Below are 23,077 nucleotides of genomic sequence, written 5' to 3' on the forward strand. Positions count from 1 at the left end.
AATGAAAAAGTACTTAATCACTCTCATTCCGGTTGTATTGCTGGGCTGGCAACGTGGCCCGGTCCAGGAAAAAGCACTGGTGAAAACCGGAGCTGAAACTTCTATTGAAGATGATATCAAGCCGGTTGCATCCCAGTATAAGGCTGAAGAGCTGACAACCCGGATTTTGTCCAGTTATCATTACAGAAAAACCAAGCTCAATGATTCCTTGTCAGCAGCAATTTATGACAAGTACATTGATGCAATTGATCACGGCAAGCTGTATTACCTTGCTTCCGACATTAATGAGTTTGACAAGTACAAAGATTCTTTTGACGATTATCTTCAGAAAAGAGAGTTGGATGTTCCTTTTCAGATTTATAATGTGTTCAGAAAACGCTTCAAGGAAAGAAGCGACTACATTCAGACATTGCTGAAAAAGCCGGAACCTTTTGACTATACGGTGGATGAATCCATGAACACCGATCGTGAGAAAGCGGCCTGGGCGAAAAGTGCAGATGAACTGAACGATACATGGCGCAAGTACCTGAAAAGCGAAGCACTTGACCTGAAGTTGTCCGGAAAAGCAGATACTGCGGTTGTTTCAACATTGCGCGACCGTTACAAAAATCGTGACCGCGCGCTTGGAAGAATTCGCACAGAACAGGTTTTCCAGATGTTCATGAATGCTTATGCCGAGTCCATGGACCCGCATACAAGCTATATGGCACCTACTTCAGCCGATCGTTTCAAGCAGGAAATAAGCCAGTCGCTGGAAGGAATCGGAGCCATTCTGCGTGAAGAAGACAATTACATCAAAATCGTAGAGGTAATTCCGGGCGGTCCTGCTTTCAAGGGCAAACAGCTTAAGAAAGAAGATAAGATCGTTGCCGTTGCACAGGGCGATGAAGGCAAGATGGTGGATATCATCGGATGGTTTGTCGATGATGCGGTTAAGCTGATCAAAGGCCCGAAATCAACTGTAGTTCGCCTTCAGGTTATTTCTGCCGATGCAATTCCCGGATCCACGCCGAAAGAATACCGCTTGGTGCGTGAAAAAATCAAACTGGAGGAACAGCGTGCCAAAAGTGAGATCGTTTCCGTTACGAATGCCAATAAAGTGTATAAGATCGGTGTGATTGATGTTCCGTTGTTCTATCGCGATTTCGAAGGTGCTCAGCATAAAGAGAAAGAATTTTCAAGCACAACGCGTGACGTTCAGAAACTGATTACGGAATTGCAGGCTTCCAACGTGGAAGGCATTGTTATTGACCTTCGTAATAACGGCGGCGGTTCTTTGACAGAAGCTGTTTCGCTTACCGGTTTGTTTATTAACAGAGGTCCCGTTGTTCAGGTAAAAGAAGGTCCCGGTGAAGTGGAAGTACAGTCCGATAACGATCCGAGTATTGCCTACGATGGCCCGCTGGCTGTCATGGTAAATCGCTTCAGCGCGTCTGCTTCCGAAATTTTTGCAGCTGCGATTCAGGACTACAAACGCGGCATCATTGTTGGTGAACAGACTTACGGAAAAGGAACGGTACAAACGCTGATTGATCTGAACCAATGGGTTCCAAAAGAAACCGAGCAGCTTGGACAAGTAAAACTGACTGTTGCCAAATTTTACCGTATCAATGGAAGCAGCACGCAGTTAAAAGGCGTAATGCCGGATATGGAATTGCCGACTGCTTTTAAAGTTAACGAATATGGCGAAGGCTCGCAACCAAGTGCATTGCCTTGGGATCAGATTGCTTCTTCCAGATACGAACTGACCAATAATGTGAATCCGAAAATTGTAGATCAGCTTCGTGACAAATACAAGCAACGCCTGAAAACGGACGAAGAATTGAAAACACTGGTCAAAACACTGGATGATTTTAAGGAAGCGCGTGAAAACAAGGTTGTTTCTCTTCAGGAATCCAAGCGTAAGCTGGAACGTGATGAAGCTGAGAAAAAAAGAGCAGCCATGAAGCAGCTTGGTGAAGATACAACGGATGGAGACGAAGAAGAAACGGATTCCAAAACTGCCGAGGCACCCAAAGACAAAAAGAAGAAAGATGTTTATCTGACGGAAACAGGCCGTATTCTTGCAGATCTGATCGTACTGTCCAAGGAACCAAGTCTGGCAGGAGCCAAAAAGAAATAGTAAATAAAAGCACGGGTTGGTTTCTGATCCGTGCTTTTTTATTGCCCGGGTTATTTGTTGTTCAGTTCCAGCTTTGCAAAAAGGTCGTTGAACATGAGTTGAATATCCAGCTTGTCATAAATCCGGATATTTCTTCCTGTATGATTATACTGATACAAACCCTGATCATTAATTTTCGGTGCCGTTTTAAGAACATAATGACTGGAAGACGGATCAGCTTCAAACGATGACTGAAGTGCAGTCAGCAAGACAAGCGGACTGTCACCAAAAATGTAAGTTTCCCCCATATTTACATATTTAATAATCCTCTGCATGAGGTTTTCAATAGCGCTGGCTAGGTATTTACCGGTTTCTCCTTTGGTTTTTATCTTAAGAAGCAGTTCCGAATAAGGTAAAAGCGCCTGTCTGTAGGCATTTCGCGGAACCTGCCACAATGGAATGGACGACTTGTTAAAAATAACTTTGGCCGCGTTAATATCAATTCCCAGATTATATTCCAGCAGCGTATAGTTTGGCGGTGGGTAGGCAAGATCTGTATATTCCGGGCCGCCAATCCAAATGAGCGTGATCTTTTTGGCAATTTCCGGATTTGTCAAGACGGCACTTGCCATCTCTGTGAGCCCGGCCCCGCAAACAACGTATAACGGCAGTTTGGTGTCCGTTCTCAATGCTTCTTTGATAATAAAATCAACGGCTTTGCTTTTTACAGGCACGCTGTCGGATGTCATGCCCGTATTTGATCCCGCAATAACCGGAATTTTGCTGCCGGGTTTAAGCATTTTAAGTAATTCAGAAGCTTTTGCCGCTGCATTGTCGGCCTGGGTTCTGGAATTATCAAAACCGTCGTCTGGCTTCAGATGCGAACCGACAATGGCACTTATTTCCACAGATGGTGAAAGTAAATGATGCGCAAGCTGGAACAAACCGTCCGGATCTCCGCTGAAATCATTGTCTATAATGACCCGCATGCGCGGTTGAACCCGTTCATTGTTAAAGATATTTCTGTTCTGGGCAAATCCCGTGCAGGAAAATAAGGCAATAGCAATGATCAGGTTACGAGCCGTTCTGATGTAAAGTCTTTTCATGCTTTACATTTTAGCGCTACGTAAATTCCCTTTTCTGATTTGCTTTTCTGGAACTTTGGCATATGTTCTTTTCATAAAATATTTCCATTTCTTCCTTGCTTGCAAAGCCGAAGTGATTTGCAATTTTGTTCGCAGTATCTTTTGAAATATGAATTTTGCCGCTTTCAATTTTGCTGATGGATTGCTGTTTCACATTCAGCAGTTCGGCAATTTCATTTTGCTTGATGCCTCTCATCATCCGGATTGACCGCATTTTTTCATTAAATCCTGACATTTAACAAGATAACTTTAAGTGTGTGAATGAACTTTTTGCAAAATAGGGTAAATACTTTCCAGCAGCAAGTTGTAAAATACAACTACTATTTATTCATCATGCAACTTAGCTGTTTTTACAAAAAAATAAACCTGCTGATGAAGCTGCCAGCAGCAAAAAAATGAATTAGAGATAAAATTTCAAATAAAGAATTGCCTGGACAGCATAAGTCAAGATTTCCACTTCCTGAATTTTGCTTTTGATCAAATACTTAGGTCAGAAAAGCTAACCGCCAAAAGCTAAAAGCTAAAAGCTAAAAGCTAATAGCTTTCAGGCAACATACACCGTTGCAATCCGGAATACGTCGCCTGAAATCCTGCGTTATTCCCAGCCGCCGCCCAGGGAACGGTATAACTCAACCAAAGCGAGAAACTGTTCTTTCTGCACATTGGTGAGATTAAGTTCTGCTTCCAGAACGCTTCGCTGCGCCGTAATTACTTCCAGGTAAGATGCATAGCCTGTAAGGAAAAGATCTTTGGACGTTGTGACAGCCTGTTGCAGCACGTCCACTTCCTGTGTTTTCAGCGCTGCAATGCTTTTCGTATTATCGAGTTTTTTCAGACTGGTGCTGACTTCTTCAAACCCTCTTAACACGGTCATGTTGTACGCATACAATGCTTCCAGACTTGCTGCTTCCGATCTTCTTTGTGCTGCTTTAAGTGCTTTTCTGTTAAAAATTGGTGCTGCAAAGCCGCCAAGCGCATTGTAGGCAACAGAACCCGGCGAAAACAGCAATCTGCTTTTAAAAGCATTGAAACCCAGCATGGCTGTGATGTTCAGTGAAGGTAAAAAGGCCAGCCGGGCAGCCTGCTGATCCGAATAATAAGCCATCATTTCCAGTTGTGCCTGCTGGATATCCGGACGTCTTTTCAGCATGCCGGCAGGAATTCCGGCCTGTACGGATTCCGGAATAACCTGTTCAGCAACTTTATTTCTGGTTATTTTTTGAGGAAAACGGCCCAAAAGCAGGTTAAGGTTATTTTCGTATTCAACTATTCTTTGCTGCGTACTGAATTCAAGGCTTTGTGTATTAAGTAATTGGGCCGTTAATTGCTGTACGCCAAGTTCATTGGCCCTTCCGCCTTCTTTTTGTATTTTGATGGTTTCAACGGCCGATTGCTGCAATGCAATGTTTTTCCGGATGATATCCAGTTCCGTGTCGAGCGCTGTCAATTCAAAATAAATACTTGCAATTTGCGCTATAAGGCCGGTTGTGATGGCATGTCTTGCCTTTTCTGTTGCCAGAAGGCGATTGTATGCGGCTTTTTTCTGCGTCTTCAGTTTACCCCAGATATCAATTTCCCAGGTGCTCCGGAATCCTGCGAAATAATCCGGCAGAAAAGGCGCGGGAAGTTTCCGGTCGTTATCAATGTTCTCCGAAAAGTTGGTGTCATAATTTCCGACGCCGTCCATCGTGTAATCACCGAATTTTCTGCCGCCGCCCGAAACTTCTCCTGCAATCACAGGAAGCAAAGCGCCTTGTGCAAAAAGCATATTGGACCTTGCCATTTCAATCCGCTGAACAGCCATTTTCAGATCAAGGTTGTTCTGAATAGCCGTATCGATCAGTGCAACCAAATGCGGGTCGTTAAAAAACGATTTCCATTGTATGGCGCCAATGCCCGTTGAATCCGTCTGGCCGGAAAAAGATTTTGGCGTACTTATTCTGGAAGTATGCTCCACGGGCCGCATCAGTTTGCACCCGGATATTGCAAGAAGCATTCCGAATAAAAGTATAGGATAAGTCCTTTTACAGGTTTTCATGATTATAAATCTGTTTGAAATAGGGCAGCCGGCAGTAATCTGGCCGGCTGCCTTGAAAAAAGTCCCGAATCAGTCCAGCACGACTTCTTCTTCTTTCGCAACCGTCTGCTCCACTTTTTTACGTTTTGCAAAACCGGCAAAGAGAACATATAAGCCCGGAATGATAATCACACCAAACAAAGTACCGATGAGCATTCCGCCGGCAGCAGCCGTTCCGATGGAGCGGTTCCCCATGGCTCCGGCACCCGAAGCAATACAAAGCGGAATGAGTCCGGCGATGAACGCAAAGGAAGTCATCAGGATCGGACGCAGACGTTCTGTGGCACCTTCCAGCGCAGCTTCCAGGATGGAACGGCCTTCTTTCTGGCGAATAATGGCATATTCGACGATAAGGATTGCATTTTTACCCAGCAAACCAATCAGCATGACCAGTGAAACCTGCGCATAAATGTTGTTTTCAAGGCCAAGCAGTTTCAGCGAAAGAAAGGCACCGAAAACGCCTGTCGGAAGCGACAGAATTACAGGTAAGGGCAGCAAAAAGCTTTCATACTGCGCAGAAAGCAGTAAATACACGAAAATAAGGCATATCGCAAAGATGAATACAGCCTGGTTTCCGGACAGAATCTCTTCACGCGTCATTCCGGACCAGTCGTAAGTAAATCCTTTGGGCAGTTTTTCCTTTGCAACCCTTTCCACCGCTTTGATGGCATCGCCGCTGCTGTAACCCGGCGCAGCATCGCCGTTGATCATGGCGGAAGTGAACATGTTGTAACGCGTCAGCAGTTCCGGCCCGTAAACTCTTTCCAGACGGATGAAAGTGGAAAAAGGAACCATTTCGTCCCGGTCATTTTTGACGTAAAGTTTCAGGATATCTTCCGGATTTTTCCTCGATTCCGGATCTGCCTGCACCATGACTTTATACATTTGTCCGAAACGGATAAAATTGGAAGCGTAAAAACTTCCGACAAGCGTCTGAAGCGTACTCATGGCTTTGTCAATGGAAACGCCTTTTTTGGCCGCAATATCCGAATCCACATGGATCAGATACTGAGGGAAATTGGCGTCAAAGCTGCTGAACGCACTTCCGATTTCAGGCGCATCCGACAATGCCTTGACAAATTCGTTTGTGATGGCTGCCGTTTTCTGAAGATCATCGCTTCCCGTGCGGTCCTGAACCCTCAACTCAAAACCGCTTGAATTGCCAAATCCGGGAACTGTCGGCGGAGGAAAAAACTGGATGTCTGCGTCGGTAATGTGCTTTGTTTTCTCTTCCAGTTCCTTGATGATGTCATTGACGGAAGCAACGCGTACATCCCATGGTTTCAGGTTCACCATAGCCATGCCGTACGATGCGCCGGCAGATTCGGTCATCAGACTGTAACCGGACAAAGTAGTTACGGATTCCACAGGTTCCAGCTTCTGCGCCACTTTCTGAATATCATCCAGAACCGTTTCCGTACGTTCAACTGTTGCACCGACCGGTGTTGTTACGTTCACATAAAGCATTCCCTGATCTTCCGTTGGGATAAAACCCGTTGGCAGGATGGTGTTTATGCCCCATGTGCCGATACAGAAAGCAAGCAGCAGTCCAATTGTAACCATTCTACGGTTTGCAATGACGGAAAGCAGATTTCTGTATTTTGATGAAACAGCATCATAACCATTATTGAACTTTCTGAAAAAACGGTTGAGAAGTGTATCTTTTGCAGGCTGACCGTGTGTATTTTTCAGCATCAGCGCGCACAAAGCCGGTGTAAGCGTAAGCGCGTTGATACCCGAAATAACAATGGAAATAGCGAGCGTTACAGAAAATTGTCTGTAAAAAATCCCGACAGGCCCGGACATAAAGGCCACGGGTACAAACACTGCCGACATCACGAGCGTAATGGCAACAATGGCACCGCTCATTTCTTTCATGGCTTCAATCGTTGCAGGCATGGCATCCAGATGCTTTTCGGCCATTTTTGCATGCACAGCTTCCACGACGACAATGGCATTGTCCACGACAATTCCGATGGCCAGTACCAAAGCAAAAAGCGTAAGCAAGTTGATGGAAAAACCAAAAAGCTGCATGAAAGCAAATGTTCCTACCAATGCAACGGGAACGGCAAGCGCCGGGATCAGCGTGGAGCGGAAATCCTGTAAAAACAGGTATACAATAAGAATGACAAGGATAAATGCTTCAATCAGCGTTCTGACCACTTCATGAATGGAAGCATCCAGAAAGCGGGAAACGTCGTAGGAAATCGTGTAATCCATTCCGGGCGGAAAAGCCGATTCTTTCAGCTCAGCTACTCTTTTTTTGACATTGGCGATGACATCCTGTGCGTTGGAGCCCGGCCGCTGTTTCATCATGATGGATGCCGAAGGCCGCCCGTCCGACTTGGAGCTCATGTTATAATTCAGCGTTCCGAATTCGACATCGGCCACATCTTTGAGTTTGAGCATGGAACCGTCCGCATTGGCGCGGATGACAATATTTTCATACTGTGCCGGTTCAAAAAGCTTTCCGGTATATTTCAGTACGTATTGCAGCATCTGCGTGCTTTTCCCTGAACTCACGCCCGTTTTGCCCGGCGCTGCTTCCACATTCTGATCGCGGATTGCCTGCACAACTTCATCCGCAGATACGTTGTAACTGATCATTCTTTCGGGTTTCAGCCAAACGCGCATGGAGTAATCCTTGCTGCCCATGATTTCGGCGCGGCCTACGCCATCAATCCTTTTCAGTTCTGCAAGAATGTTGATATCGGCAAAGTTGTATACGAAATCTTCGCCGACGGTCGTATCCGAACTCATAATGTCCAGATACATCAGCATGCTGTTTACTTCCTTTTCCGTCGTGACGCCGGCTTTGATTACTTCTTCCGGAAGTTCGTCAATGACCGTCTGGACACGGTTTTGTACGTTTACCGCTGCAAGATCCGGATCGGTTCCTACTTCAAATGAAATATTGATCAGCGTAACGCCGTCATTGCTTGAAACAGAAGACATATACGTCATGCCGGGAACCCCGTTGATGGCTCTTTCCAGCGGAATGGCAACGGCTTTGGCACATACTTCGGCGTTTGCACCGGTATAACGGGCCGTTACGACAACAGACGGCGGAACGATATCGGGAAACTGCGAAACGGGTAGTCCGACAAGCGCGAAAATCCCTAAAAGTGTTATAAAAAGAGATATGACCAGCGACAGCACCGGCCTTTCAATGAAAGTCTTGAACATGATTTTAATTTCAGGTGAACACTGAGATAAAGGCTTTTACCGAGCGCTGAGCGCTACTTTTTCATTTACAGCGCCAAGGCTGTCCATGGAAATGGCTTTTGGTGAAATGGTAGCGCCGTCTTTAAGCCCCTGAACGCCTTCACAGACAATGGTTTCACCGGATTTCAGTCCTGACTTTACGATATAAAAATTGTCAAATCGGGATCGCGGGACAAAGCTCCTGGTTTTGACTTTGTTGTTTTTGTCCATGACATAAACAAAGCTTTTATCCTGAATTTCAAACGTTGCTTTCTGCGGGATCAGAATGGCGTTGTCAACGGTGTTCGTCAGGCGAATGGTACCGGTGGAGCCGTGTTTGAGCAGTTTTTCAGGGTTGGAAAAGCGTGCGCGGAATGCAATGGAACCCGTTCCTTCGTCAAAAGCGCCTTCCATTGTTTCAATTGTACCTTTGTGCTTGAAAAAAGAGCCGTCTGCAAGTTCCAGCTCAACAACCGTATGGCCATTGCTGGCTTTTCCTCTGGCCTTTACATATTCAAGGTATTCGTTTTCGGAAACATTGAAGTAGGCAAATACATTTTTGGTATCGGAAAGTGTCGTAAGTAGCGTTCCTTCGTTGATAAGGCTTCCTACTTTGTACGGAATGCGGTCGATAATGCCATCAAATGGTGCTTTGATCTGGGTTTGGGCAAGATGAATAGAAGCTTTGGATTTTTCAGAACGGGCTTCTTCAATCCTTGCATTTACGGCTGCCAGCTTGGCCTCCGCCACTTCCACTTCGGTTTTGGAAATTACATTTTTTTCCGCGAGCAATTTGACCCTTTTCAGTTCGAGTTCTGCACCTTTGGCTTCTGCAATAGCGCTCTGGAGATTTGCTTTCGCCTTTGCCAGCTGCGCCTCATATTCTTCATTGTTGATCCGGAACAATGTTTGTCCTTTTTTAACTTCCTTGCCTTCGTCCACGTATACTTCTTCCAGATAACCTTTTACCCGGGCATATATTTCGACGTTCTTGATGGCATGAATATCGCCGACATATTCTCTGTGCAGTTCCGTTTTCTGAGGTTTCAGCTCGGTAACCGGAATAGTCAGAACACTGTCTTGTTTTGCAGATGTACTTTCATTCTTTGATGCGCAGCCATAAGCCAGCATGCTGATCGCAGTTAACAGCGACCAAGGAAGATTTTTCATAAATAAGTAGATAACAGGGTGGTTATTGGCAATTGGCTATATGCTATTTGTTTCGATCCGGCCAAATGAATCGATTGCATAGGAAAATTCTAAAGACTGTCATGCTGGAAAGCCATGAAAATCTTTGCCGTTGTCTTTCAGGAAAACGGAATTCAGAAGTAAGAAAAAGGAATTAGATTAAAAGGGGCAGAGGCGATGAAGAAAGCTGTAATAATCCGGAAGCGTCAGCAGTCCTTTATTTACAACAATCAGTTTTACAGATTCCCGGACAATTTTCGGAATGCGGGCAAAATTGTAGTTCAGACAATAATGGGAAACAATGGTCTGGAACCTGTACGTGGAATGCCGGTGACGAAGCAGATCCGACAAGCTTTCTTTCCACTCAAATTCATCGGCCCTGACAATTGCATTTTTTTTGCAGATCGTATTGTCAATAATAATATCGCAATCCGGAGACTCCGCTGTTTCAACAGTAAAGGGGAAAAATCCGTTTAATTCCGAATTCCGCATACATGCACCTTTCGACTGTTGCGAAAACAGCGAAACGGCCAGGATTTGTACCAGGCAGAAAAACAATACAAAAGTTCTTTTTATCATGATACTGAATAAAATCAGGTCATTAAAAATTCATACTTTTATAATGAATTCAAGAATGAATGGAATTATTGGAACGAAATTGTGATATTAAACCGTAATAATCCAAATGTAACAATTCAAATGTAAAATCCAAATTCCGTTACTTGTTAATAACTGTTAACCATTTTCATTCTGTACGGGTTTGTACTAAATCTCACAAGTCTTTTATTGCACGTTTTTATAAAGCACTTTTACATTTCCGGCATCATCCGGTTTTTGAAAAAACAACAAATGCATGGGTATTGAACCGATAAAAACAAAAAGGTTTGTCCTGACTAAAATGACAGCAGCGGATGGCGACAAGTATTTCAGGATCAGCAACAATGCCAATGTAATGAAATATGTGACAGGCTACTCGCTCAGCCGCACCGAATCCGACGAGATGCTGAAAGGTTTTCTCGCAGAATATGGAAGCGATACTTATCTGGGAAGATATCTGATCGAAAGCCTGGAAAATGGTGAACTGATCGGTGCGGCAAAGCTCGACAGGATCGGTTCGGAAATCGAAATCGGTTACAGGGTGGTGGAAGAGCAGTGGGGAAAAGGAATTGCAACGGAAATAGCAGACGGACTGATCCGTTTTGCAAGAAAAAAGCTGGATCCCAGCAAGGTCATTGCATTTGTCAACGTAAACAATTCTGCTTCCATCCGCGTCCTGGAAAAGGCCGGAATGGTTAATGTGGAAACGATTGAAGATCTGGACAAAGTGAAATACAAATTTGTTTATTTGCCTGCTATTGCCAAGTTGCTGAGGAAAATAGCAGGCGCTCTTTCCGGTTTTTTCCGATGAGCCTGATTGCCGGAAAAGAATACTGAAAAACCATTTTACTGTTCTTCCAGAAGCGATTCCCCTTCGGAAAAATCACCGGATGTCCACTGCCACTTTTCATGCATGCGCAGTTTCCCGTTCGCTAGCTGCTCCGGAGTCGATCGGCAAATGCCGGTTGTAATTTCACCTTTGTCGTTTACCTGATGATAACGCATGTCCAGATTTCCGTTTTCGTCCGCAATGGCAATCAGATGCCCGGTTTTTATTCTTCCGCCCGAGTAAGTTGAAGTAACGACATTGCCGTTTTGCTCATAAACAAAATGCATTTCAAGATCCACTTCTCCGTTCTCGGAGTTGGAAAGCGGTCTGAAAATCCTGTTGTTGTAATTGATCATCCGTAATTGTTTAAAGTTGGTTTGAGGTATATTTTGCTTTTAATCCGACATCCTGACAGCTAAAAGCCAGCAGCTAAAAGCTATTGGCATTTTTATAGTCCTCATGCGTTTTTTGATTGAAGTGTCGTAAATTTAAGCGAGTAAGTTAGTTCTGTACAAGTACATTTTCCTGATCGCTTTTTTTGCCTGAATAAATCGTTGCCATGTGCAACGCAAAAGTAAAGTTCAAGGTAATATTTTATGAAATTTATATTTTTGAATTCTCTTTAATACATTTGAGTTAATATAATATCATTGAAAATTCAGAATACCGGCTGTGTTCAGCGTTGCAGCGGCGCATTGTAAAAAGACAGCATTTGTTCAGATGTATTGGAACAAGCGTTATCAGCGTTGAATTCAGGAATCCATTATAGTCGCTTACTTTTACTTAGTTTCGGACATGAAATTAGTACCCATAGAGAAACGCAGCGGACTGACCCGCGAAGAGTTTATTGAGAATTACCTGAAGCCAAGTCGTCCCGTTGTTTTTACTGATCTGGCAAAAGACTGGCCGGCGGTTCAGAAATGGACTTTTGAGTGGCTTCGCGAAAACCATGGAAATATTGACGTCCCTTTGGTGGATAATCATATGCATGATGCAGACAAATATTTCCAGATTGCCAAGACGATGAAATTCGGGGATTATCTAAACCTTATTCAGGGCGGCCCGACTGATCTGCGCATTTTTCTTTTTGATATTTTTAAAAAAGCGCCGGAGCTTGTCAATGACATCCGTTTTCCGACCATCATGGACGGCTTTCTGAAATCGTACAAGTTTGTCTTTTTCGGCGGCCAGGGTTCCATTACAAGCCTGCATTATGACATGGATTGCTCCAACGTGTTCCTGACGCAGTTTCAGACGCGCAAGCAGGTTATTTTGTTTTCGCCCGAAGAAAGCCGTCGTTTGTATCATCACCCGTTCACGGTCATGAGCAAAGTGGACCCGATCAATCCGGATTACGAACGTTTTCCTGCACTGAAAGGAGCAGTCGGCCATGAGACAACGCTTCTCCATGGAGAAACCATTTTCATTCCTTCATTGTGGTGGCATTATATCCGGTATATAGACGGCGGTTTCAGTCTTGCCTTGCGGGCGAATAATTCCATATTCACGGCTGTACGCGGCGGAATGAACCTTGTCCGCCATACTTTTGTGGATAAAAGCATGACCAAACTTCTTGGTCTGGACTGGCAGCACTGGAAAGAAAGAAAAGCAGTTGAAAATGCAAAAGAAGTTCTGACGGAACAGGCATAAAGCGTATTTAATTTATACATTAAAATAGCCTTGTACATTGCGTATGAGGCTATTTTGCTATTGTATGAACAGTTTTTCTGGTAAATTCTTTTTTGTTGATCCTGAAAATGAAAGTCGCTGCTTGCCGTTGCAGCCATTTGCAAATACGGCTTTCGGATTGATGTTGGCAAGGGTTTTATATTTACTTTCCTGCCGGTTTTATACGAACTTGTTTTGGAGGAACTGTTGTTAATCATAGATACCAAAGTGCCTGTTGCACAGGCCAGTGTTTTTAGCTAGATGATTCGTTCAAATTGAAGTTTCCAAACTATGAAAGATCAGGGAAATATTGTCTGTAAAATGAGCAAAAAGCCTGTTTGTAAAAAAGAACGGTCCGATTTCTGCTTTGAAAAAGAATTGCAGCCTGCAATGCGTTATATATTGAATGCTTTATAATTACTATGGATTTCGAACTTACTTCTGAATATAAACCGACCGGAGATCAGCCGGAGGCGATCAGCCAGCTTGTACTGGGAATTGAATCCGGGGAGCCTGCACAGACTTTGCTGGGTGTAACGGGTTCCGGAAAGACATTTACGGTTGCCAATGTAGTTGCGCAGGTCAAAAGGCCGACCTTGGTTTTAAGTCATAACAAAACATTGGCTGCTCAGCTTTACGGCGAGTTCAAGCAGTTTTTTCCAAAGAATGCCGTAGAATATTTTATCAGTTACTACGACTATTATCAGCCGGAAGCATTTATTTCGACTACAAATACGTACATCGAAAAAGACCTGCTGATTAATCAGGAAATTGACAAATTACGTTTGCACACCGTTTCTTCTTTAATGAGCGGCAGGCGCGATGTACTTGTAGTCGCTTCTGTTTCATGTATATACGGTGCAGGAAATCCGAATGAGTACAAAAAGAGCATTGTTAGCACCAAAGTCGGCGATGTGGTAAGCAGAAACCAGTTTTTGTTCAGGCTGGTTGAGATTCTTTACAGTCGTACCGAAGTGGAATTTAACCGCGGAACTTTCCGCGTAAAAGGAGATACCGTTGATATTTATCCGGGTTATGCGGATTTTGCTTACCGGATTGTCTTTTTTGGAGACGAGATCGAGGAAATACAGCGCATAGAACCCGAAACAGGCAAAAAAATTTCTTCCGAACGTGCAGTTGCCATTTTTCCTGCAAACCTTTTTGTAACCGGAAGAGATGTTCTGACGCAGTCAATCAAGGAAATTCAGGATGATCTTGCATTGCAGATCGAATACTTTATAAAAGAAGGAAGGCTTGCCGAAGCCGAACGTGTTAAAGAGCGTACGGAATTTGACATGGAAATGATGCGGGAACTGGGTTACTGCTCCGGAATTGAAAATTACTCGCGTTACTTTGACCGCCGTTTGCCGGGACAGCGTCCTTTTTGTTTACTTGACTACTTTCCGGATGATTTTCTGATGGTTGTTGACGAAAGCCACGTAACCATGCCGCAGATCCGGGCGATGTGGGGCGGTGACAGATCAAGAAAAGAATCGCTTGTTGAATACGGGTTCCGTTTGCCTTCCGCCTTGGACAATCGCCCGCTTACTTTCCAGGAATTTGAGGATATGACGCCGCAGACCATTTTTGTAAGCGCAACGCCGGCTGATTACGAGTTGAGAAAGTCCGAAGGTGTAGTTGTAGAACAGATTATCCGGCCGACCGGCTTGCTTGATCCCGAAATTGAAGTACGGCCCAGTCTGAACCAGATCGATGATCTGCTGGATGAAACCAATCAGCGGATCAAACAAGGAGACCGGGTGCTGATTACGACTTTGACCAAAAGAATGGCCGAGGAATTAAGTAAATATCTGGATAAAGTAGGTATCAAATGCCGTTACATCCATTCGGAAGTGAAAGCGCTGGATCGTGTCGAGATCCTTCGTGAACTTCGTTTAGGCGTTTTTGATGTACTTGTCGGCGTGAATTTGCTTCGTGAAGGGCTCGATTTGCCGGAAGTTTCGCTTGTAGCCATTATGGATGCAGACAAAGAAGGTTTTCTGAGAGATACAAGATCCATGATCCAGACCATCGGCCGTGCTGCCCGCAATGACCGCGGAAAAGTAATCATGTATGCCGATGTCATTACAGGTTCCATGCAGCAGGCCATAGAGGAAACCAATCGCCGCCGGAGAATTCAAATGGAGTATAACGCAGAGAATGGCATTACGCCGAAAACGATCCTGAAATCCCGCGAAGCGATCATGGAGCAGACTTCGGTTGCAGATTCCAAAGTCCGCAAAGTGTATGTGGAGCCTGAAGAAGTAAGGATTGCCGCAGATCCTGTAGTCCAGTATATGGGAAAAAATGACCTGCAGAAACTAATTTCGGAAACACAACGAAAAATGGAAGCGGCTGCAAGAGAACTCGACTTTCTGGAAGCAGCAAGGCTCAGGGATGAATTGCTGCAGCTTAAAGACCGTGTGAAGGAGAAGGTGTAATCATTCTTCTTCTCCTGTAAATTTTGCCGGATTTCTGCTTGTATGAAATATAGAAACAACAAAAACAGTTGATTTTTGATTGTCTACCCAATAAGCAATCAAAAAAGGAAATATTTTTAAAGGAGCAAAGTAAAGTTCATTATTATATCTGGATGGATATTTAAACGGATTCTCTGCCATGGAATTCATGTACTTTGATACTTCATTTATCAATCTGTTGCCTAAACCTTTTTGTTGTTTCTCATACCAGTTGTAAGCTTCTGACAATTCTACTTCGGCAATTTTTAATACTTCGATTTTATAAAGACTCATTTTCAGACTTTATATTTTCCCAAGATCGTGAACTGCTGCTTCCGCTTATAAAGTCCGTTTTACGTTTAAGCAATTCATTAACTTTTTCTTCAGAAATAAAAAAATCTTCTTCCAAAGCATTCTTTACCTGTATTTTTTCAATTTCATTCAACCCTTTGATTACTTCAAGAAGTTGATTAATCGAGATGTTTAAAGATGCCATATTATATTAGATAGTTTGCTAACTGCTTGTTTGCAGAGCTAATATAATGAAAAAGAACAGGGAAAGTGATTATTATATTAATTCAGAATTCAGGAGTTGCAGTGCTTCTTGCCAGTTATTCACTCGTTTATGCCTTTCGACATTAACATTATGGCTTGCGGTGAATAGTATGGGTGTTCCTTTGCAAAAATCCAGATTCTTCAAATGATCGTCTATAAGGTAATCCGTATCAATAATTCTTTTGTCACCGCAGAAAACGATATTTTTCCAGGAAATAGACGGAAAATGTTCATGAAGCCAGTCGTATTTTTCCGGAAGTGAATTGGGGAATTCCATTGCAGCAGACACAATGTAAACGTCAAAGTGTTCCTGCAGTTTGATGAGTGCTTCCTGCGCACCGGGAACAATAGGCGCATACCGGAAAAATCCCGGCTGATATATCAGTCTCCGCGCTGCAACCGGATCTGGAAAAGCTTCATCTTCCGGCTTTCCATGCAAATCCTGCCTGGTAACCTTTACTCCGTACTCCTTGTAATACAAGTTAATCCAGTTGCTTTCAATATCAGCAATGACATTGTCCATATCAATGGCAATCGACTTTCGCATGAGTTTATAAATTTTAAGATGCTTTATTTTGCAACAAATGTAAATATAATTTGCAATATTGTGCAATGTTAATTTAGTATGAATTATTAATTTTGCATAAAACAGAATTAGTATGTTGAAAGAAGAACGCTTCCGGTTTATTCTGGACAGGCTCGTACACGATCAAAAAGTATATCTGGCAGGATTAAGCACCTTATTGAATGTTTCGGAGGATACAGTTCGCCGTGATATAAAGGAGCTGGCGGAACAGGGACTTTTGAAATCCGTACGAGGAGGAGCCGTTCCGCACTCGCCCGGCCCTCATCATTTTAAAGACAGGATATTACATGATACCGAACAAAAGCAGATCATCGCAAAAAAAGCACTTGATTTCCTGAAAGACGGTCAGGTTGTTATTTTTGACGGTGGTACTTCTGCGGTGCTGGTTGCTCAGTTACTGCCAAAAGACATGCACCTTACAGTTGTTACAAACAGCTTTCCCGTTGCTACGTTGCTGGAAGAACATGAACATGTGGAAGTTTTGTTTGCAGGCGGACGCTTGTTGAAAAATTCCTTTGTTACGATCGGGAATGATACCATCCAGTTTCTGAAGAAGTTCAGGGCGGATATCTGTCTGCTGGGTATTTGCAGCATACATGCCGAGTTGGGCGTAACCGGCCCGGATTTCGAGGAAAGCGAAGTGAAAAGAGTGATGATCGAATCTTCAAAGGAAATCATTGCGCTGGCTACCGTTGAAAAGCTGGAAACAGCAGAAGCCTATTATGTTTGTCCGACTGATCGGTTATCGGTGATTATAACCGACCAGCCGGCTGAGGATGAATCGTTTAAGGTATATACTGAATTGGGGATAAAAATGGCTTAAAGCTTTTTGTCTGTTTCTTCAATCTTAAACAAACTTTCATCCACTGATTTTACATTCATATGGATGGCATTTGCAAAGCCAAGCATAAAAGCGATGACCAGTCTTAGCAGCCACTTTTTTGTGTAGTGCACTATTTTTAGGTAGTTCATTTTCCTTGATTTATGTTATAAAATCCAACTTCAGATCATGTAAACAGGATTGTGAAGCGCACAGAGTAATCTGTTTTCCGGCAGGATTGCGGAAAATAAATTGTTGATTACCAAACGGATTTTATATTAAACAAGGAAAATAGAAGTGTCTTTCTGAGAAAGAGATCTGCTGCGGAAATGCTGATTACAGACCGATTTTAAAGAAATAATGAAGTTGGGATAAATACTGCTTTTCGGAGGGAAGTAGTTGTGAAGCCTTAATGAAAATTGCTTTAATGTAAGTAACTGCGTGTTTTTGCAATAAAACGAAATGATTGCTGCCGCCTTTGAGGAATACTTGGAAAGTTGCGGTTTGTACTTTAAGTGCTTAGAGGAATCGGTGACTGTATGAACTTCTTCAATTCGATTAGTATAGCGCAAGCCGTTATTTTCCCGGAGCAGTACGGTTCCGGTAAGTAACAAAGCCATAAATAACCATTGTAAAACGGTTTTTTGGCCAGCTATATGTTGCATTGACTTCATCCTTGAATATAAATCAATTATCTTGAAATAAAGTAATTAGAAGAAATTTTGTTATTTAGCGCTCATCCGTATTGCACCGTCGAGCCGGATTACTTCTCCATTGAGCATGGGATTTTCAACGATGGATTTTACAAGCATGGCATATTCAGACGGCCGGCCCAGACGCGAAGGAAATGGAATTTGTTGTCCGAGTGACATGCGGGCTTCTTCCGGCAATCCAAGCAATAATGGAGTTTCAAATAATCCCGGCGCAATGGCCATTACGCGGATGCCGGATTTTGCAAGATCGCGTGCTGCAGGCAAAGTCATGCTGACAATTCCTCCTTTGCTGGCTGCGTAGGCAACTTGTCCCATCTGGCCGTCGTATGCGGCTACTGACGCCGTGTTGATGATGATGCCGCGTTCGCCGTTTTCATTGGGTTCATTCTTTTCCATAGCAAATGCAGCCAGGCGCATGACGTTGAATGTTCCGGTCAGATTTACGCAGATTGTTTTTTCGAAAATTTCAAGCGCATGCGGGCTGTAAACGCCGTCTGTTTTTCCGATGATTTTGCGGGCAGGAGCAATGCCGGCGCAATTAACCGTTATATGAAGCGCACCAAAGATTTCAATTGTTTTTTCAACAGCCTGCTGAACATCCTGCCCGGAAGATACATCTGTTTTAATGAATTTTAACTGGCCTGGAAATTCCGCTTCCAGCTTTTCACCTGCTTCCTGATTAACATCCAGAATGGCAACGCTGGCACCTTCCTGAATAAATAATCTAGTAGTGGCTTCTCCCAAACCGGAAGCGCCGCCGGTAATCAGGGCTGTGGCGTTCTGAAGTTGCATGCAGGAAAGTGTTATTTCCTCAGAAGATGTTCGGGAAGCGGATGTTTTTCAAAAAATGCACGTGCTTTTTCGGTTTTCTCCAAGGCTGCACGGGGAATTGGCAGATTATCTAATGACGGATCATAAGCCGCTTTGATACCGTTATTGATTTTATTTTTTTTGGGTTCTGAAACTTTCATGTTTTGAATTTTAACTTAATAAAATTATCATCTTTTTTCAATTAAAAAACATCGTAACTAACATTGGCCTCAAATTGCATCCATACATTGTTCTTCAAGCCAAATATTTGAAATTCTGATGTTAAAGATCATAAGTTTTATTAATTACAATCTGATAAAGTCTTGTTCTTGCCATTGTACTTCCTTCAAAATAGACTGATTTATCAGAATACTCATTCAGGAAAATATTGATAGCTTCAAAAACAGTTGCTAATACTTCGGGCATGTCGCCATTGTCAGTAATTGCTTTATCACTATACTCTTGTGTAATCAAATCATAATCCAGCAACGAAAGGTTAAATAAATAATCGTTAATCTGGGTTATCAGAATTACCTTTTCAAAAATTCCCCGCTTTCCAGTACTTTTAAACTGGAAGCGGGTATTTTCTTTATTTGCATTTAATGCATAAGCCTCGTAATGCATTACGAAACCACTTCGATCTTTACTTTCAGAAGGAATTCGTCCATCTCAATTTCGGTCGCTTCGCCGTTCAGGTCGCTTGTCAGATTCAGGTCCAGTGCCTGTACTTCCTGGCAAATGTAATCCTTGTTGGCGTTTACAGCGCTGGCAAGCAGGCCGTCGTTATTCTGCAAAGTAATTTTTATTTTATCCGTTACTTCAAAGCCGCTGTCTTTACGAAGGTTCTGAACGCGGTTAACAAAATCGCGTGCGATGCCTTCCAGACGAAGTTCATCTGTTACCGTAATATCCAGCGCAACGGTAAGCCCGCCTTCGCTGGCCACCAGCCATCCCGGAACGTCTTCCGCAATGATTTCAACATCAGAAACTGCAATGTCAACCGGTGCAGAAGCAGTGTTCAGACTGATTGATCCGTTACGTTCAATCTCTTTGATTTCCGCTTCGGTCATGCCCGAAATGGCAGCGGCAACTTCTTTCATCTTAGGTCCGAACTTGGGCCCGAGCGTTTTGAAATTAGGCTTTATTTTCTTTTTCAGGATTCCGCTGTCATCATGAACAAACTCGATGTTCTTGACATTGACTTCTGTTAAAATGATGGAAGTAACCTGTTCAATCTGACGTTTTGTATGGTCATTTAAAACCGGGATCAGGATTTTGGATAAAGGCTGACGTACTTTGATTTTGTGCCCTTTACGAATGGAGTGAACCAGTGAACTGATCGTTTGCGCCAGTTCCATGGATGTTTCCAGATCCAGATCCACTGCTTCTTCCTCGATTTTCGGCCAGTAAGTAAGGTGTACCGAGTCAAATTTATAAGCCGAATCAGTTTCAACTGCCGCCTGACGATCTCCGTCTGTCAGGTTTTTATACAGCCATTCGCCAAAAAACGGTGCAATCGGCGACATCAGCTGTGCTACGGTTACAAGGCAATGTTCCAGTGTTTCATATGCCGCCTGTTTGTCTTCTGTCAATCCGCTGCCTTGTCCTTGTGATGGGTTCCAGAAACGGCGGCGGTTCAGGCGGATATACCAGTTTGAAAGCTGATCGGTAACAAAATCCTGCACAAGGCGCCCGGCTTTTGTCGGATTATAATCATCAAACTGTTCGCCAACTTCTTTAACCAGCGTATTCAGTTTGGATAAAATCCAGCGGTCCAGTTCCGTGCGTTTTCCAGGAACAGCAGTTTTATTGCCGGATCCGAATTCATATCCGTCCAGATTGGCGTATAAAGCAAAGAAATTGTAAGTATTTACCAGCGTTCCGAAAAATTTCCGCTGGACTTCACCAATTCCGTCAATGTTGAATTTAAGATTATCCCAGGGTTCCGCATTGGTAATCATGTACCATCTTGTTGCATCCGGACCATATTGGGAAAGCGTAGAAAACGGATCCACTGCATTGCCCAGACGTTTGGACATTTTGTTGCCATTCTTGTCAAGAACAAGACCGGTAGAAACCACATTTTTAAATGCCACGGAATCAAACAGCATACCGGCAATAGCATGCAGGGTAAAAAACCAGCCGCGGGTCTGATCCACACCTTCCGAAATGAAGTCTGCCGGAAAACTCTGATTGAACGTATCCTGACTTTCAAACGGATAATGCCATTGCGCATACGGCATGGCGCCCGAGTCAAACCATACGTCGATCAGATCCGGTTCGCGGTGCATGACGTTGCCTTTCTTGGAAACCAGTACAATATCGTCCACATACGGACGGTGCAAATCAAAATCACCGTTTTCCAGTTTCAGCAGGTAATCGGAGTTTTTGGCCGATTGTTCTCTGTTCAGATGGCCTGAAAGCAGTGCTTCTTCCAGCAAATCTTTCAATTCTTCGATGGAACCGACGCAAACTTCATCGCCGTGTTCACTTCGCCAGATCGGCAGAGGCGTGCCCCAGTAACGCGAGCGGGACAAGTTCCAGTCCACCAGATTTTCCAGCCAGTTTCCAAAACGGCCTGTTCCGGTACTTTCCGGTTTCCAGTTAATGGTTTTGTTCAGTTCTACAAGCTTGTCTTTAACCGCAGTTGTTTTTATAAACCAGCTGTCCAGCGGATAATAAAGGACCGGCTTGTCCGTACGCCAGCAATGCGGATAAGGGTGCTCGTATTTTTCCACCTTGAAAGCTTTTCCTTCTTCTTTCAGCTTAATGGCGATCATGACGTCCGTTGCTCTGAATTCGGGATCGTTCTGCTCTTCTTCGGAGTAATATTCCGGTTTTACAAAACGGCCGGCGTAATCTGTTATTTCTTTTACAAAACGTCCGCGGCGATCCACAACAGGCACTTCCTTGCCGGATTCGTCCTTTACCATAATGGCAGGAATTCCGTTGGCCTGCGCTACCCGGAAGTCGTCCGCGCCGAAAGTAGGCGACGTATGCACAACACCCGTTCCGTCTTCCGTCGTTACGAAATCACCCAGAATAACCCGGAAAGCAGGTTTTTCAGGCTGGATGTAAGGCATTAATTGCTCGTATTGAATGCCTTCCAGTTCTTTTCCTTTGAATTCCTCCAGAATAGTCCATGGAAGCAGTTTTTTGTCGCTCGCTTCATATCCTTCAAAACCGTTGTCCTTGCCTTTGTCCGAAAAGTATTTTCCGATCAGATCCTTCGCAAGAACTACTGCCACCGGTTCGTACGTGTACGGATTGAAGGTTTTCACCAGTACATATGTGATGTTTCCGCCTACTGTCAGCGCGGAGTTCGCTGGAAGCGTCCACGGCGTTGTCGTCCATGCAAGAATGCGGATATCCAGCTCGGAATGTTTTTCAAAAATCGTGTAAGTTCCGGCAGATTGCACCTTGAACATGGCCACGATTGTGGTATCCTTTACATCCTTGTAAGTTCCCGGCATGTTCAGCTCGTGAGACGAAAGTCCTGTCCCGGCGGCCGGCGAATAAGGCTGGATTGTATATCCTTTGTAAAGCAAGCCTTTGTCATACAGCTTTTTAAGCAGGTTCCATAAACTTTCTATGTACTCGCTTTTATAGGTTATATACGGATCGTCGAGATCTACCCAGTAACCCATTTTTTCAGTCAGGTCATTCCATTGATCTGTGAATTTCATGACTGTCTGGCGGCATTTTTCATTGTATTCGGCCACTGAGATTGTCTTGCCGATATCGTCTTTGGTAATGCCCAGTTCTTTTTCAACCTGCAGTTCCACCGGCAGTCCGTGCGTGTCCCAGCCGCCTTTGCGTTTTACCTGAAATCCCTGTAAAGTTTTATAGCGGCAGAAAATATCCTTGATCGCACGTGCCATCACATGGTGAATGCCGGGCGTTCCGTTGGCCGAGGGCGGGCCTTCATAAAAGGTAAATGTCGGAGCACCTTCGCGTGTCTCGACCGACGCTTCGAATATCTTTTTATCTTTCCAGAATTGCAGTACTTCGTCTCCGATTTTAGGATAACTCAGATTTTTATATTCGTTGTATTTCATATTGCTTTTGGCCTTCAGCTTCTGGCTTTTAGCCCGGTAATGTAATTTCAATGTACAGATAAAACCCGTTTTGGATTTCAAGAGTGCAAAATTACGCATTTTTTTTCTGCCAAAAGGATGCTGCATACTTCATGCATATAAAAGACGATGTGCGGTTTCAGCGGCAGCGCGTCACAATTTACAGGTCCGTACGGTTTTCAACTTTGCATAAGTTCCGATATAAAGCGGCAGGATTTCTTGTTTTTATAAATGTTCGCATTACCTTAG

At 43.8% G+C, this 23,077-nt stretch carries 19 protein-coding genes; 5 read left to right on the plus strand and 14 right to left on the minus strand.

All coding sequences use genetic code 11. The features are described 5' to 3' along the window. Position 1 precedes the first annotated feature (1 nt). Positions 2 to 2,122, plus strand: coding sequence for a carboxy terminal-processing peptidase (locus tag FEM55_RS19140; RefSeq protein ID WP_138282992.1), 2,121 nt, complete (start codon positions 2 to 4; stop codon positions 2,120 to 2,122). Between the two features lie 50 nt (positions 2,123 to 2,172). On the opposite strand, the gene FEM55_RS19145 is transcribed toward FEM55_RS19140, so the two are convergent. The 6 genes from FEM55_RS19145 to FEM55_RS19170 all read right to left on the minus strand — a co-directional run bounded on the left by FEM55_RS19145 (position 2,173) and on the right by FEM55_RS19170 (position 10,294). Then, the gene (locus FEM55_RS19145) at positions 2,173 to 3,207 is read right to left on the minus strand and encodes a nucleoside hydrolase (protein ID WP_138282993.1); all 1,035 of its coding nucleotides are present in this window, start codon (positions 3,205 to 3,207) and stop codon (positions 2,173 to 2,175) included. 16 nt (positions 3,208 to 3,223) lie between these two features. Next, complete coding sequence (locus FEM55_RS19150) at positions 3,224 to 3,481, minus strand: helix-turn-helix domain-containing protein (protein ID WP_138282994.1); 258 nt, start codon at positions 3,479 to 3,481, stop codon at positions 3,224 to 3,226. A gap of 360 nt (positions 3,482 to 3,841) precedes the next feature. Then, positions 3,842 to 5,284, minus strand: coding sequence for a TolC family protein (locus tag FEM55_RS19155; protein ID WP_138282995.1), 1,443 nt, complete (start codon positions 5,282 to 5,284; stop codon positions 3,842 to 3,844). A 69-nt stretch (positions 5,285 to 5,353) separates the two neighbouring features. Then, positions 5,354 to 8,509, minus strand: coding sequence for an efflux RND transporter permease subunit (locus FEM55_RS19160; RefSeq protein ID WP_138282996.1), 3,156 nt, complete (start codon positions 8,507 to 8,509; stop codon positions 5,354 to 5,356). Between the two features lie 36 nt (positions 8,510 to 8,545). After that, positions 8,546 to 9,697, minus strand: a complete 1,152-nt coding sequence (locus tag FEM55_RS19165; RefSeq protein ID WP_138282997.1) for an efflux RND transporter periplasmic adaptor subunit — start codon at positions 9,695 to 9,697, stop codon at positions 8,546 to 8,548. Between the two features lie 177 nt (positions 9,698 to 9,874). Beyond that, positions 9,875 to 10,294, minus strand: a complete 420-nt coding sequence (locus FEM55_RS19170) for a hypothetical protein (RefSeq protein ID WP_138282998.1) — start codon at positions 10,292 to 10,294, stop codon at positions 9,875 to 9,877. Positions 10,295 to 10,568: 274 nt separating this feature from the next. On the opposite strand from FEM55_RS19170, the gene FEM55_RS19175 reads away from it, so the two are divergent. Continuing rightward, entirely contained in the window at positions 10,569 to 11,123 is a 555-nt protein-coding gene (locus tag FEM55_RS19175) for a GNAT family N-acetyltransferase (protein ID WP_138282999.1), read from the plus strand. Between the two features lie 35 nt (positions 11,124 to 11,158). On the opposite strand, the gene FEM55_RS19180 is transcribed toward FEM55_RS19175, so the two are convergent. Next, positions 11,159 to 11,497 (minus strand): avidin-fold protein, encoded by a 339-nt coding sequence (locus FEM55_RS19180; protein ID WP_138283000.1) that lies wholly within the window; start codon positions 11,495 to 11,497, stop codon positions 11,159 to 11,161. A 439-nt stretch (positions 11,498 to 11,936) separates the two neighbouring features. On the opposite strand from FEM55_RS19180, the gene FEM55_RS19185 reads away from it, so the two are divergent. Further along, a complete protein-coding gene (locus tag FEM55_RS19185) occupies positions 11,937 to 12,791 on the plus strand; it encodes a cupin-like domain-containing protein (protein WP_138283001.1) in 855 nt (284 codons plus the stop codon). A gap of 440 nt (positions 12,792 to 13,231) precedes the next feature. Continuing rightward, entirely contained in the window at positions 13,232 to 15,250 is a 2,019-nt protein-coding gene (gene uvrB / locus FEM55_RS19190) for an excinuclease ABC subunit UvrB (protein ID WP_138283002.1), read from the plus strand. Here uvrB and FEM55_RS19195 read toward each other — a convergent pair whose 3' ends face one another. The 3 genes from FEM55_RS19195 to FEM55_RS19205 form a co-directional block, all read right to left on the minus strand. Further along, a complete protein-coding gene (locus tag FEM55_RS19195) occupies positions 15,251 to 15,562 on the minus strand; it encodes a type II toxin-antitoxin system RelE/ParE family toxin (protein ID WP_138283003.1) in 312 nt (103 codons plus the stop codon). After that, entirely contained in the window at positions 15,549 to 15,764 is a 216-nt protein-coding gene (locus FEM55_RS19200) for a hypothetical protein (RefSeq protein ID WP_138283004.1), read from the minus strand. The genes FEM55_RS19195 and FEM55_RS19200 overlap by 14 nt, the downstream gene beginning before the upstream one ends. A 72-nt stretch (positions 15,765 to 15,836) precedes the next feature. Further along, a complete protein-coding gene (locus tag FEM55_RS19205; RefSeq protein WP_138283005.1) occupies positions 15,837 to 16,370 on the minus strand; it encodes a 5' nucleotidase, NT5C type in 534 nt (177 codons plus the stop codon). A gap of 112 nt (positions 16,371 to 16,482) precedes the next feature. On the opposite strand from FEM55_RS19205, the gene FEM55_RS19210 reads away from it, so the two are divergent. Beyond that, positions 16,483 to 17,232, plus strand: a complete 750-nt coding sequence (locus tag FEM55_RS19210) for a DeoR/GlpR family DNA-binding transcription regulator (protein ID WP_138283006.1) — start codon at positions 16,483 to 16,485, stop codon at positions 17,230 to 17,232. Positions 17,233 to 17,954: 722 nt separating this feature from the next. On the opposite strand, the gene FEM55_RS19215 is transcribed toward FEM55_RS19210, so the two are convergent. From FEM55_RS19215 to ileS, 4 genes are all read right to left on the minus strand, one after another. Continuing rightward, positions 17,955 to 18,734, minus strand: coding sequence for a 3-hydroxyacyl-CoA dehydrogenase (locus tag FEM55_RS19215; protein ID WP_138283007.1), 780 nt, complete (start codon positions 18,732 to 18,734; stop codon positions 17,955 to 17,957). Between the two features lie 11 nt (positions 18,735 to 18,745). Next, entirely contained in the window at positions 18,746 to 18,913 is a 168-nt protein-coding gene (locus FEM55_RS25025) for a hypothetical protein (protein ID WP_171036609.1), read from the minus strand. 121 nt (positions 18,914 to 19,034) lie between these two features. Beyond that, on the minus strand, positions 19,035 to 19,376 hold the full coding sequence (locus FEM55_RS19220; protein ID WP_138283008.1) for a DUF6934 family protein: 342 nt from the start codon (positions 19,374 to 19,376) through the stop codon (positions 19,035 to 19,037). Next, on the minus strand, positions 19,376 to 22,810 hold the full coding sequence (gene ileS / locus FEM55_RS19225) for an isoleucine--tRNA ligase (RefSeq protein ID WP_138283071.1): 3,435 nt from the start codon (positions 22,808 to 22,810) through the stop codon (positions 19,376 to 19,378). Before ileS ends, FEM55_RS19220 begins: the two co-directional genes overlap by 1 nt. Between the last annotated feature and the right edge of the window lie 267 nt (positions 22,811 to 23,077).

Origin of the sequence: Dyadobacter sediminis, assembly GCF_005860765.1 — a bacterium.
GTDB classification, from domain to species: Bacteria; Bacteroidota; Bacteroidia; order Cytophagales; family Spirosomataceae; genus Dyadobacter; species Dyadobacter sediminis.